Raw genomic sequence first — 12,775 nt, forward strand, 5'->3', positions numbered from 1 at the left:
GCAAGAATCATTTAAACTTTAGGGAAAAACCATGTTTACCGACACCATCAATAAATGTGCCGCCAACGCGGCGCGCATCGTCAAACTGGCGAAAGAGAGCCCGCTCGGATTCTGGATCGGTTCGGCAATGGCCGGCGCCTACGTCGGCCTTGGTATCATTCTGATTTTTACCCTGGGCAATCTGGTGGATCCGTCGATTCGGCCGCTGGTGATGGGTGCTACCTTCGGCATCGCGCTGACGCTGGTGATCATTGCCGGTTCAGAGCTGTTCACCGGCCACACCATGTTTCTGACGCTCGGCGTCAAGGCCGGCACCATCAGCCATAGCCAAATGTGGGCAGTGCTACCGCAGACCTGGCTGGGTAATCTGATTGGCTCGGTGCTGGTGGCATTGATGTATTATTACGGCGGCGGCAGCCTGCTGCCGGTAGATACCAGCCTGGTTCATGGCGTAGCGCTGGCGAAAACCACCGCGCCTGCGAGCGTGCTGTTCTTCAAGGGCGTGCTGTGTAACTGGCTGGTCTGCCTGGCGATCTGGATGGCGCTGCGCGTTGAAGGCGCCGCAAAATTCATCGCAATCTGGTGGTGCCTGCTGGCCTTCATCGCCTCCGGCTATGAGCACTCGGTCGCCAACATGACGCTGTTCGCCCTTTCCTGGTTCGGTCAGCACGGCGATGCCTATACGCTGGGTGGCATCGGCCATAACCTGCTGTGGGTAACACTGGGCAATATGGTTTCCGGCGCCGTGTTCATGGGCCTCGGCTATTGGTACGCCACGCCGCGCGCCCAGCGTCCGCAGGCCGAGCGCGCCAATACACGTCAAACCGCGTAATATCGGGGGGCTTGACGCCCCCTTTTGCCGCCTTCCCTGAGGATTGCTGATGGATTACCTACCTATATTTTGCCAACTGCAACACAAGGCTTGCCTGCTGGTGGGCGGCGGGGAAGTCGCCGAACGCAAAGCGCGTCTGTTGCTGGATGCCGGGGCGGCACTGACCGTCAACGCCTGCGAATTCAATCTGCAATTTCAGCAATGGGCCACCGAAGGCCGACTGACGCTGGTGGCCGGTGAATTCAGCGCTGATTTGCTGGCGGAAAAATGGCTGGCGATCGCCGCCACTGACCGCGTGGAAGTCAACGCCCTGGTCTATCAGTGCGCCAATCAGCAACGGGTATTCTGCAATGTGGTGGACGATCCGAAACGCGCCAGTTTCATTATGCCGTCGATTATCGACCGCTCACCAATCATGGTAGCCGTTTCTTCCGGCGGTAAAGCGCCGGTGCTGGCACGCCTGCTGCGAGAAAAGCTGGAGGCGATGCTGCCACAGCATCTCGGTCGCCTGGCCCATTGGGGCGGAACCCTGCGCCAGCGTGTGAAACAGCACTTCGCCAATCCGGCCGATCGCCGTCGCTTTTGGGAAAAACTGTTCAGCCACCATCGCCTGGCACAATCGCTGGCCAATAACGATGCCGCACTGGCGGCACGCCAGACCGAAGAACTATTCGACACGCCGCGGCAAACGCGCGGGGAAGTGGTGCTGGTGGGTGCCGGGCCTGGTGATGCCGGCCTGCTGACGCTAAAAGGCCTGCAACAGATGCAGCAGGCCGATGTAGTGATGTACGACCGACTGGTGTCCGACGAGGTGATGGCATTGGTACGGCGCGACGCCGAACGCATTTTTGTTGGCAAGCGCGCCGGACAGCATTGCGTACCGCAGGAGCAGATCAACCACATCCTGCTCGAACAGGCGCAGCAAGGCAAACGCGTGGTCCGGCTGAAAGGCGGCGATCCGTTTATCTTCGGCCGCGGCGGCGAGGAGTTGGAAACCTTGGCCGATGGCGATATTCCGTTCTCGGTGGTGCCCGGCATTACCGCTGCATCGGGCTGTTCGGCCTATAGCGGGATCCCCCTCACCCACCGCGATCATGCGCAGAGCGTCCGGCTGGTTACCGGCCACGCCAAGGCCGATGGCGACCTGGACTGGGCAACGCTGGCCGCAGACCGGCAGACGCTGGTGTTCTACATGGGACTGACGCAGGCGGCTGAAATCCAACGACAATTGCAGGCGCACGGCATGGCCGGTACTACGCCGGTGGCGCTGGTGGAAAACGGCACGTCTTGCCGCCAGCGGGTTATCGAAGGGGAACTGGCCCAGTTGGCATCATTGGCAAAGCAGGCCGCCAGTCCAAGCCTGATTATCGTCGGCAGCGTGGTGAGCCTGCGCAGCAAATTGAACTGGTTTGCCAGCCACAGCGCCGTGCCGGATTTGGCAAAAATGGCCTAGCAAAAGGCCGGGCAAGCCCGGCCTGATACACGGGGCGAGATATGTCGCGCCCTGTGGCTAGCGTCACACTTACGGCTGTGTCACAAACCCGATGGCCTGATAGACCTTGCTCAGCGTTTCCTGCGCGCGAGCACGGGCTTTGGCCGCACCCTCACGCATCACCTGCTGCAAATAGGCTTCGTCGTTACGGAACTGATGGTAACGCACCTGCAACTCGCTCAGCATGCCGGAGACCGCATCGGCAACCGCACCTTTCAGGTGGCCGTACATTTGCCCTTCAAATTCGGCTTCCAGCTCCGCGATAGGCTTGCCAGTGACGCCCGACAGAATATCCAGCAGGTTGGACACCCCGGCCTTGTTCGCCACATCATAACGAATAACCGGTGGTTCGTCGGAGTCGGTCATCGCACGTTTGATCTTTTTGGTCACCGCTTTCGGATCTTCCAGCAGGCCGATCACGTTGTTACGGTTATCGTCCGACTTGGACATTTTCTTGGTTGGTTCCTGCAACGACATCACGCGCGCGCCGGACTTGGGAATAAACGGCTCAGGTACTTTAAAGATCTCGCCGTACAGTGCGTTGAAGCGGGAGGCCACGTCGCGGCTCAGCTCCAGATGCTGTTTCTGATCCTCACCCACCGGAACCTGATTGGTTTGATACAGCAGAATGTCCGCCGCCATCAGTACCGGATAGCTGAACAGGCCGGCGTTGATGTTCTCTGCATAACGGCTGGACTTGTCCTTGAACTGGGTCATGCGGCTCAGTTCGCCGAAATAGGTGTAGCAGTTCAGCGCCCAGCTCAACTGGGTGTGTTCCGGCACGTGCGACTGCACGAAGATGGTGCTCTTGTTCGGATCGATACCGCAGGCCAGATACAGCGCCAGCGTATCCAGCGTGGCCTTGCGCAGGGTTTCCGCGTCCTGACGCACGGTAATCGCATGTAAATCAACGATGCAGTAGATGCAGTCGTAATCGTCCTGCAAATGTACCCACTGACGCAGTGCACCCATGTAGTTGCCAATGGTCAGTTCGCCGGACGGCTGTGCGCCGCTAAATACGATGGGCTTACTCATGTTTACATTTCCTGATTCTCTAAAGATGACAGCCCAAGGGCGGGCAGCAAATCGGCAAAGCGTTCCAGCACCCGATCCGGATGACTCAGAGCAATCGCTTCACCGTAGTTATAACCATATGTCAGGCCAACGCTCGGGCAACCTGCCGCCTGCGCCGCCTGGATATCATTGCGCGAATCGCCGACGAACAGCAGTTGACTGGCATGCAGGCCTAGCTTGCCGAGCACCAGATACAGCGGCGCCGGGTGCGGTTTTTTCTCGATGACATCATCGCCACCGATGATCAGCGAGAAATAGTCGAAGATCCCCAGTGTCTGCAACAGCGGGGCAACAAACGGCGTCGGCTTGTTGGTCACCAACGCCATCGGGTAACCTGCGGCCGCCAACTGCGCTAGCGTGGACCGCACCTGCGGGAACAGGCGACTGCCGCTGCTGACGGTTTGTGCATAAAAGTGATCGAAGCGGGCGCGCATTTGTTGACCGAGCTCCGGGTTGGCGTCACGTTCGGCCCAGCGCAGGGCGCGTTGCACCAGCACATCGGCGCCGTTGCCGATCCAGGTCCCCACGCGAGCCTCGCCGGCCGGTGAACAGCCCAGTTCCATCAACGCCATGTCAATGGCGGCTGCCAGGCCCGGTGCGCTATCCACCAGCGTACCATCGAGATCAAAGGCCAGACCGCGAATGGCCGAAAAATCAGCCATGCGTCACCTTCGCCAATTCACTGCGCATCTCGTCGATCACCGTGCGGTAATCGGGCTTGCCGAAAATCGCCGAACCGGCGACAAACATGTCAGCCCCTGCGGCGGCGATTTCCGCGATATTGTCCACCTTGACCCCGCCGTCGACTTCCAGACGGATATCACGACCGCTGTCGTCGATCAGCTTACGTACCTGTCGCAGCTTGTCGAGCGTGCCGTGAATGAACGATTGGCCGCCGAAGCCAGGATTGACCGACATCAGCAGGATCACGTCAATTTTATCCATCACGTAATCCAGATAGCTCAACGGAGTGGCCGGGTTGAAGACCAGCCCGGCCTTGCAGCCGTGCTCTTTGATCAATTGAATGGTGCGATCGACATGTTCGGAGGCTTCAGGATGGAAAGAGATATAACTGGCGCCTGCGTTGGCAAAGTCCGGGATGATACGGTCAACCGGCTTCACCATCAGGTGTACGTCAATCGGCGCGGTGATACCGTAATTGCGCAGCGCCTGGCACACCATCGGGCCGATGGTCAGGTTGGGCACGTAATGGTTGTCCATCACGTCAAAATGCACCACGTCGGCTCCTGCTGCCAGCACGTTGGCCGTGTCCTCGCCTAACCGGGCAAAATCTGCCGACAGAATGGACGGGGCAATCAAAAACTTTTTCATCCGCTTCTCCAAACGTAGGGGTAATTATTATACGCCGGGGTGCCTGCCTGTTCCCGGCTTAGCGATACAGCGCCAAAAGCTCGTTGACCTTGCTGCGGCCCAAAATATTGCGGCTGATGGTACGACGCGCCTTCACCACATACAGTGAGGCATGCTGATACCAGTCACGGGTCAATTCAGTGTCGTGATTGGAGATCAATACCGGCACCCGGCTTTCCACCGACAGCTGATGCGCAATCTGCGCCAGTCCCTGCTGATCGGCAAGGCTGAAACTGTTGGTGTGATAGGCGGTAAAGTTCGCCGTAGCCGACAGCGGCGCATACGGCGGATCGCAGTACACCACCGCGCCGCTGGACGCTTTCAACATGGTATCGCGGTAATGCTCACAGACAAAAGTGGCATTGCGTGATTTTTCAGCGAACCAGTACAGCTCTTCCTCTGGGAAGTAAGGCTTTTTGTAACGGCCAAACGGCACATTGAACTCACCACGCAGATTGTAACGGCACAGGCCGTTGTAACAGTGGCGATTCAGATAAAGAAACAGCAGCGCCCGACGGTAAGCGTCCTGGCTAGTATTGAACTCTTCGCGCAGTAGGTAAAACTGGTCTGAGTTATTGAATTCATCGGTGAACAGAGTGCGGGCATCGCGCACGAAGTCATCCGTACGCAGTTTAACGATATTATACAGGTTGATAAGATCGCTGTTGATGTCGGCGAGAATATAGGCGTCGTATTCCGTGTTCAGAAAGACTGAACCCGCACCCACGAAGGGCTCGATTAAGCAGTCGCCCGCCGGCAGATGACGACGGATCTCGTCAACCAGCGGGTATTTTCCACCAGCCCATTTTAAAAAAGCGCGGTTTTTCTTCATGCCGTCAGTTAGCTACTTATACAATTCAGAGCGGCGGATTGTACTCTGTTTCAGACAGCACATCAGCGCACAAATTAAAATGATTTATGCCCGTCATACCTGAAGCCGCATCTGGGCTGGCTGCACACACTGCTCGAATCCTTTAGCGCGTAAGCTCATCGGAATGCGTTTAGCTGCCGTCTTGATGCCATGGCCAGTCATTCAGGGCCTACACCCCGCCGATTTCAAGCGGCTGGCGCGGCGAGTCGTCAGGGGCGCAGCACGCCACGCCCCTATCGCTCTCGTCCGGCTGCCTAGCCGTCACTTGAAATCCCGGGTTACTTTTTCAGATCCTGCTGTACCTGGCGAACCGAGCGGACCCAGGGTTTTTTCGCCTGCACGTCTGCCGGCAGCGTGGCTATCGCCCGTTTTGCCTCAGCGGAAGACGCATAGTTGCCGCTGACCAACACAAACCACTGCTTGCCGTTACGCGTGGTTTCGTAGACGAAATAATGCGGCAGTTTTTGCTGCTTGGCATAGGCGTTCAACGTATCGGAGCGGGAAGCACTGCTCAGTTGCAGCGTATAGTGACTGCCCGGCGCAGAGGCGATGGCACCACCGTTGCCGCTGGTCGCAGCAGGTTTGCTCGAGGTCGGTGGCGTTGTTTTGTGCTGGCTGACGGTTGCCGGTTTGCTGGCGGTTTTCGCCGGCGCTTTATGCGTTGGTGCCGGCGCGTGGCCTTGTACCGGACGGGTGGTTTCACCCGGCGCTGCGCCACCCATCACCGTTGCCGGCGCCGTAGGCAAGCTGGAAACCGCACCGTTGGCCCCCTGGGTGGCAGCATCGACCTGACCTTGCTGCGAGGACAGGGCATCAGCCATGTTGCCCGGTAGCTCTACACGCTGCTGGGCACCCCCCTGCGGTGGTTGCTGCTGTGCTTCGGTCGGCGTAGCGGAAATCGGCGGAACGCTGATATTTTGCGGCTGCTGCGTTTGCTGCGGCGGCGTTGACAGGCTGACGCCGTTGGCATCGTTGGCGTCATTGGTGCCACCCGGCACGCCCTGGTTATTCGCCGTCAGTGACGAAGAGCCCGCCAGATTGATATCACGTGCCGCTCCCGGCTGGGCGCCCTGCTGGGCAGCCTCATGCTTGGTGGGCGCCTTCAGCGCCGAACCAATACCGATGATCAATAACAGCAGCACCAAAATGCCGATGCCGATCATCATGTGCTGACGTGAAACGGCAAAACGCGGCCCCGGAGCTGGCTTGCGCGAACGTGCAGGACGACGATCGCTGCTGTCAGGTCTGAGATCGTCTTCCGGTTTAAACTCATCCATCTGAAACCCTCCCACTAGAGGCAAAGGCCTGCCACCGTCATCTGCGGTGAGGCAAACCGATTAACCCAAATCATGACTCACGGGGCGACCCCGTTCGCTCGTTATTAATATAGCCGTTACCTGGCGACTGCCTCGCCGGTTAGCCAGGCAGGCAGTCGGCGATCGACGCCAGTACCTGCTCGTGCGACACGCCGCTGCGAACTTCCGCTGCGCCGATCGCCGTCGGCAATACCAGTCGCAGTTCGCCGGCCAGTACTTTTTTATCACGCATCATATGCGGTAAATAGGCGGCCGACGCCATTTCCTGCGGCCCGTTCACCGGCAGGCCGGCGCGCAGCAGCAGTTGGCGAACGCGTGCGATATCGTCGGCGGAAAACTGGCCGAGACGATGTGCGGTATGCGCCGCCATCATCATGCCGGCGGCAACGGCTTCGCCATGCAGCCAGACGCCATAGCCCATTTCAGCCTCAATGGCATGGCCGTAAGTATGGCCCAGATTCAGCAAAGCGCGCAGCCCGCTTTCCCGTTCATCAGCGGCGACCACCTCGGCTTTCAGCTCACAGCAGCGACGGATGCAGTACGCCAGCGCCTGCATATCCAGCGCCACCAGCTTGTCGATGTTGTTTTCCAGCCAGGCAAAGAAATCCGCGTCGAGAATAATGCCGTATTTGATTACTTCGGCCAGACCGGAGGAGAGCTCACGCGCCGGCAGCGTCTTCAGGCAGTCCAGATCAATCACCACCGAAGCGGGTTGATAGAATGCGCCGATCATGTTTTTGCCGAGCGGATGATTGACGGCGGTTTTGCCGCCAACGGAAGAATCCACCTGCGAAAGCAGGGTGGTAGGCACCTGAATGAACCGCACGCCGCGTTGGTAGCACGCGGCAGCAAATCCAGTCAGGTCACCGATCACGCCGCCGCCCAGGGCGATCAGCGTAGTATCACGGCCGTGTGGCTTTTCGAGCAGCGCCGAGAACACCTGATCCAGCACCGCCAGAGATTTATACTGTTCGCCATCAGGCAAAATCACCTGATCCACCATCACGCCGCCTTGCTCCAGCACCTTCCGAACGGCGTCCAGATACAGCGGTGCCAGCGTTTGGTTGGTGACCAGCATCACCTGTTCACCCGCCTTCAGCGGCATAAAAGAAGCCGGATCGTCAAACAATCCGGCAGCAATGGTAATCGGGTAGCTTCGCTCCCCAAGCGTTACAGTAATTCTCTCCATGTCGCGCTCAGTTCTCATTGTGGTGGTGGTTTATCCCCACGTTAGGGGGAACACAATCAGTCTTCCGCCTCTGCCCAAAGCCGAACACGGAAACCGCAATCAGTTGCTTTCCAGCATGTTGATGATCTGGTTGGCAACTACTTTAGCGCTTTGATCGTCGGTGCGGATAGTCACATCGGCAATTTCTTCGTACAACGGGTTACGTTCTTTGGCCAGTGCTTCCAGCACTTCGCGCGGAGGCGAATCAACCTGTAGCAGCGGACGCTTTTTATCACGCTGGGTACGGGCCAATTGCTTCTCGATGGTAGTTTCCAAGTAGACAACGACGCCACGCGCCGACAGACGGTTACGCGTTTCACGCGATTTCACCGATCCACCGCCGGTAGCCAGCACGATCCCTTGCTTTTCCGTCAGTTCATTAATGACTTTTTCTTCACGATCGCGGAAACCTTCTTCGCCTTCCACGTCGAATACCCAGCCCACGTCAGCTCCGGTACGTCGCTCAATTTCTTGATCGGAGTCGAAAAACTCCATATTGAGTTGCTGAGCTAACTGACGGCCAATAGTGCTTTTGCCGGCACCCATAGGCCCAACCAGAAAGATATTGCGTTTCTCTGCCATGTTTTTCGGTATTACTAAGACTATTCGTTAATGTTAACCCGCCCCGCCAATCAAATCAGCGGCGGGACCTAAACTGAAACCTCATGAGCGATAGTGCGAGATCAGACAAAAAATTATCTCAACACTCTTGGTAGTTTGGCAACCGAATAAATCGCCCTACCCCGTATCTTTCAAACAAGCCTGCCGTTGACTGCCTTACTCACCCCGGTTTACGCGGGATTCGTTCAGTTGCCGCCGTGATGCAACTTGAAATCTATTGGGTATATCTACGCCGCAGGAGGGAAACCATACGTTTTTAGCGGCGTCTTGGCGTTAACAAAAAAACCTCGGAGCTCAATTCGGTAACCCTTGTAAGCTAAATCGGCCGCAGCGTCAAACGCAGATGCCCTCAAGATGACAAAAAAGTGCATCTGCTCATCAACTTCAGCAGATTTTCGTCCGGCTAGCGTCCGCCTGTTCAGACCTTAATCAGGGTTGGTGTGATGAATATCACTAACTCACGCTTTTTGTGCTGTTTGCTGCTTTGTTTGAATAACGATCCCAACAGCGGCACATCCCCCAACCCCGGCACCTTTCCGGCTCCGTAACCGCGTTGTTGCTGGAATATCCCGCCCAGCACGACAGTTTCGCCGTTTTTCACCGTTACCTGGGTTTTAATTTCCTGCTTGTCGATCGCCAGCGCTTCACCACTGCCCTGTTGAATGGCGCGGCCAGGCGTGTTCTGACTGATGTGTAACGTCAGCGTGATACGGCCGTTGGGCAAAATTCTGGGGGTCACCTCCATGCCCAGCACCGCCTCTCTAAATTCCACCGACGTCGCCCCATTGGCGCCACTGGATACTTCATACGGAATTTCCGTCCCCTGCTTGATGCTGGCAGTCTGCTGATTGGCCGTCAGCAAACGCGGACTGGCAATGATATCCACCGCGTTTTCCTGTTCCAATGCCATCAGCTCCAAATCCAGCAGACGCCCACTGACCCGTGCCAGGTGAAAACCGACGCTCATCGCACTGCGCTCCAGTGGCAGACCGACGCTAAAATTGTCGATACGCAGGCTTTTGGCCGCCTTTTCATCCGCCGCCAACCCCCAGCGAACACCAAGCTCGCGTAAGTCTTCACGACCGATGGTGACGATATGGGCCGCCAGCTGCACCTGTTCCAGCGGCTTATCCAGTTCCTGCACCCAGCCTTGCAGCACCGACAGCGCCGGTGCAGTATCGCGGATCATCAATGTATTGGTACGTTTATCCACTACGACGCTGCCACGCTCGCTCAACAAGGTGCCGCGCTGGGCCAGCAGACTTTGAGCGATGGTGTCGGCATCCGCATGCTGCAATGCCAGCGTCAACGCCTGCAACGGTTGTTGACGCGCCAATGCCTGCCGTTGCTGTTCATCCGGCTGTGCAACCACCATCATCACCGAACCGTCCTGAGTCATCGACAGTTTGCCGATACGCAAGACCACTGCCAGCGCCTGCCGCCAGGGCACGTTGTCCAACTGCAGCGTTACATTGCCGCCAATGCCCGCCGCCGCAACCAGGTTCAACCCCTGATAATCTGCCAGCGCCTGCAATACCACCGTGGCGGGCGTATCGTGGAACACCAGTGAAACCGGTTTGTCATCCTGTGTTGTGGCGCTCGCCGCTGTAGCAATGGCCCACAGCAGCAGCGCCGTAGCTTTGCTTGCGTTCATTTCCCTTCCTTATGGTTATCCAGCATCAGCCTGAAGCTGTCGGCTGCCGGAGGGCAAAGCGGGTCGTTGGCAATGGCGCGCAGTTCCAGCGAGTACGGCGCAATCTGCACCACCCGCCAACCGTCAGCCAGCACCGTTTGCTGTGCAATCAGCCGCAGCCACTGCCCGTTCGCCGTTAATACCCAGCCATGGCGACGCGCCGGCTGCCCAACGATGCCCTTCAACTGCCAGCCGGCCGGCGATACCGAGGACGCGCTGCACGGCGCAAGCAGCAACGGCTGAAAGGGATTACGTGCCGGTTCAGCCGATAACGCAGGCGACAGCGACAGCAACAACCACAGCCAGTCAGTTCGCGTCCTCATCGCCACCTCCCGCTCGCAGTACCAACTCGGCGATCAGCCCCTCCGCCCGCGCGTCTATCCCCAGGCGTTCAATGCGCAACGTCGTGGGCAATGCGTTTAATACGCGCAGCAGGCCAGCGTAATCCACCCGCATGTTCAGCGTCTGCCGCAATGACGCTTCCTGCTGCTGCCAACGCAGTAGCACAACCCCGGCCTGTTGCAGGCTGGAGGACAGATCGGTATCGACTGGTTGCGCCGCCCGTACTGCTAGCCGCCGTTGCAGTTCATACAGCGCAGGCTGCTGCGATAACTGCTGTTGCAGTTGGCCGATGCGTACCGCCTGCTGCCGCATCTCGGCCTGCAGCCGTACGTGCTGTTGCCATTCGGCGTTCACCCACAGCGCGCTTGGCAACGCAGTCAACCCCATCAGCAACAGCCACTGTCCGACCAGCAGTTGCCAGGACGGACGACTCAGCCACGGCGTCAGCCAGGTTGGCAGGGATTTATTCATCCTCCCCCCACGGTGCCGTCAGGACAAAGGTCAGCAGGCCGTCCTGCCGCTGGTTTACTTCAGCCAGCCGATGACCCGGCAATACCCCCTGCGCCGTTAAATTGCGCGTCAGTTCGACTATCGCCGGGTAATGTGGGCTAAGGCCGCGCAAGGTCACACGCTGGCGCTGTTCCTCCAACGCCACCAGCCACAGCGGTTGCGGCAACGCCTCCGCCAACTGCCGTAACAGCCGGGGATAGCGTTGGTTATGCGTTTGATTGCGCCGACGCAGTGCATCCTGCGTGGTCAACCGTACCCATTGCGCAAGCGCCGCCTGGGTTTGCCGGTAGCGCTGCGCCAGCTCGTCATGCTGTCGCTCCCGACCTTGCAGCGTGTCGCGCAGTTGCTGCTGCTGATAACGCAGCCCCCCCAACATCAGCGCCGGGATGATCAATGCCACCATCAGTTGAAGCACCAACAGGCGCAACCAGAACATGCCGCGCCGCCGCAGCGCTCGCTCACGCCAGGGCAACAGATTCACTTGATACATCAGCCGTCCTCCGCACGTAACGCGAGCCCGCCGGCCAGGACAAAAGCCTGTGGCCAGGCTGGCAGCGGCGGCTGCAAGTGGCTGAAGGCGCTCAGCGGCGACCACCACAGAGCGCCGTCCGGCAATGGCTCTTCCAACACGCTGCTGTAATAGATTTCCTTGTCACCGAGCGACGGACAGGCGGTGCGCACTGCTCGCAACGCCTGCGCCACGTCGGTCATGCCCTCCGCCGGCAGCGAACCGCAGGCAAACTCCTCGCTGCGTGGCGCCGCCCATAGCCATTGATCCTCCAGTCGATGCAGCAACGCGCCTTCCGGTGCCAGCCCGGCGTGTGCCGCCATCGATAACAGGGCGCAGGGAGTAATGTCCACCACCTGGGGATGCAGATCGGCCTGTTGCAGACAGTGCAACCACTGCTGCAGCTCCTGTTGACGCGCGGCGGTCAACAGCAACGTTGCCGACTGTGCCAACGGCGCACGGTAGTCGAGCACCAGCGTCTGGCTGTCGAGCGGGAACTGCTTCAGTCCCTGACTGGTGATATAACCGCTGCGTGCCGGCTCATGTAAACGGCGATCGGGGATGGGGATGTGCTGTTGCAAAACACGTTGCACAGGCAAGGCAATGCGTAAGGAAATATGTCTCGGCAAACGCGTTCGCCATTGCCGCAGCAGCGGAATCAAACTTTCGGATTGATCCAGATAACCGTCGCGCAAGATCGGACATGGCAAGCTTTGTTGCCACCAATGACGCAGTTGCCAACCGCCCCGACGCCGCTGTGCCGCCAGTGCGCGCACGCTGTTGCTTTGTATATCTAGCCCCACCGTCCATGCTTGTGAGAACATATTTTGACCAGCCTCCATAGAGCAAGATGATAAAAGAACATATCCATGTCGCAGGCTTGCCTTTATACTACCGCGCGGTTGTTTATAAACTGC

The 12,775-nt window shown here is 58.5% G+C and carries 14 protein-coding genes; 2 read left to right on the plus strand and 12 right to left on the minus strand.

The annotated features are described in order from the left end of the window. Positions 1-31: 31 nt before the first annotated feature. A complete protein-coding gene (gene nirC / locus NYE85_RS03400; protein WP_259002940.1) occupies positions 32-832 on the plus strand; it encodes a nitrite transporter NirC in 801 nt (266 codons plus the stop codon). Between the two features lie 49 nt (positions 833-881). Beyond that, positions 882-2,285 carry a siroheme synthase CysG gene (gene cysG / locus NYE85_RS03405; RefSeq protein ID WP_259002942.1) on the plus strand — a complete coding sequence of 468 codons (1,404 nt, stop codon included), beginning with the start codon at positions 882-884 and terminating at the stop codon, positions 2,283-2,285. A gap of 69 nt (positions 2,286-2,354) precedes the next feature. Here the strand turns inward: cysG and trpS are convergent, their stop codons facing one another. The 12 genes from trpS to pilM form a co-directional block, all read right to left on the minus strand. Continuing rightward, positions 2,355-3,359 carry a tryptophan--tRNA ligase gene (gene trpS / locus NYE85_RS03410; protein ID WP_259002944.1) on the minus strand — a complete coding sequence of 335 codons (1,005 nt, stop codon included), beginning with the start codon at positions 3,357-3,359 and terminating at the stop codon, positions 2,355-2,357. A gap of 2 nt (positions 3,360-3,361) precedes the next feature. Beyond that, positions 3,362-4,060, minus strand: a complete 699-nt coding sequence (locus NYE85_RS03415; protein WP_259002945.1) for a phosphoglycolate phosphatase — start codon at positions 4,058-4,060, stop codon at positions 3,362-3,364. Beyond that, positions 4,053-4,730, minus strand: a complete 678-nt coding sequence (gene rpe, locus NYE85_RS03420) for a ribulose-phosphate 3-epimerase (RefSeq protein WP_259002946.1) — start codon at positions 4,728-4,730, stop codon at positions 4,053-4,055. The genes NYE85_RS03415 and rpe overlap by 8 nt, the downstream gene beginning before the upstream one ends. Positions 4,731-4,788: 58 nt before the next feature. Further along, positions 4,789-5,601: an adenine-specific DNA-methyltransferase gene (gene dam, locus NYE85_RS03425; RefSeq protein WP_004956327.1), complete on the minus strand. Its 813-nt coding sequence runs from the start codon at positions 5,599-5,601 to the stop codon at positions 4,789-4,791. A gap of 317 nt (positions 5,602-5,918) precedes the next feature. Next, on the minus strand, positions 5,919-6,917 hold the full coding sequence (locus tag NYE85_RS03430) for an SPOR domain-containing protein (protein WP_259002948.1): 999 nt from the start codon (positions 6,915-6,917) through the stop codon (positions 5,919-5,921). A 139-nt stretch (positions 6,918-7,056) separates the two neighbouring features. Then, a complete protein-coding gene (aroB, locus tag NYE85_RS03435; RefSeq protein ID WP_259002949.1) occupies positions 7,057-8,145 on the minus strand; it encodes a 3-dehydroquinate synthase in 1,089 nt (362 codons plus the stop codon). A gap of 99 nt (positions 8,146-8,244) precedes the next feature. Next, entirely contained in the window at positions 8,245-8,766 is a 522-nt protein-coding gene (aroK, locus tag NYE85_RS03440) for a shikimate kinase AroK (protein WP_004391482.1), read from the minus strand. Positions 8,767-9,223: 457 nt separating this feature from the next. Next, on the minus strand, positions 9,224-10,459 hold the full coding sequence (gene hofQ / locus NYE85_RS03445) for a DNA uptake porin HofQ (RefSeq protein WP_259002952.1): 1,236 nt from the start codon (positions 10,457-10,459) through the stop codon (positions 9,224-9,226). Next, positions 10,456-10,821, minus strand: coding sequence for a DUF2531 family protein (locus NYE85_RS03450; RefSeq protein ID WP_259002953.1), 366 nt, complete (start codon positions 10,819-10,821; stop codon positions 10,456-10,458). The genes hofQ and NYE85_RS03450 overlap by 4 nt, the downstream gene beginning before the upstream one ends. After that, positions 10,805-11,311, minus strand: a complete 507-nt coding sequence (locus NYE85_RS03455; RefSeq protein ID WP_259002954.1) for a hypothetical protein — start codon at positions 11,309-11,311, stop codon at positions 10,805-10,807. The genes NYE85_RS03450 and NYE85_RS03455 overlap by 17 nt, the downstream gene beginning before the upstream one ends. Beyond that, complete coding sequence (locus NYE85_RS03460; protein ID WP_259002955.1) at positions 11,304-11,840, minus strand: PilN domain-containing protein; 537 nt, start codon at positions 11,838-11,840, stop codon at positions 11,304-11,306. The genes NYE85_RS03455 and NYE85_RS03460 overlap by 8 nt, the downstream gene beginning before the upstream one ends. After that, positions 11,840-12,682 carry a type IV pilus biogenesis protein PilM gene (gene pilM, locus NYE85_RS03465; protein ID WP_259002956.1) on the minus strand — a complete coding sequence of 281 codons (843 nt, stop codon included), beginning with the start codon at positions 12,680-12,682 and terminating at the stop codon, positions 11,840-11,842. The genes NYE85_RS03460 and pilM overlap by 1 nt, the downstream gene beginning before the upstream one ends. Positions 12,683-12,775 lie beyond the last annotated feature (93 nt).

Source organism: Serratia sp. AKBS12 (assembly GCF_024793895.1).
Taxonomy (GTDB): Bacteria; Pseudomonadota; Gammaproteobacteria; order Enterobacterales; family Enterobacteriaceae; genus Serratia_F.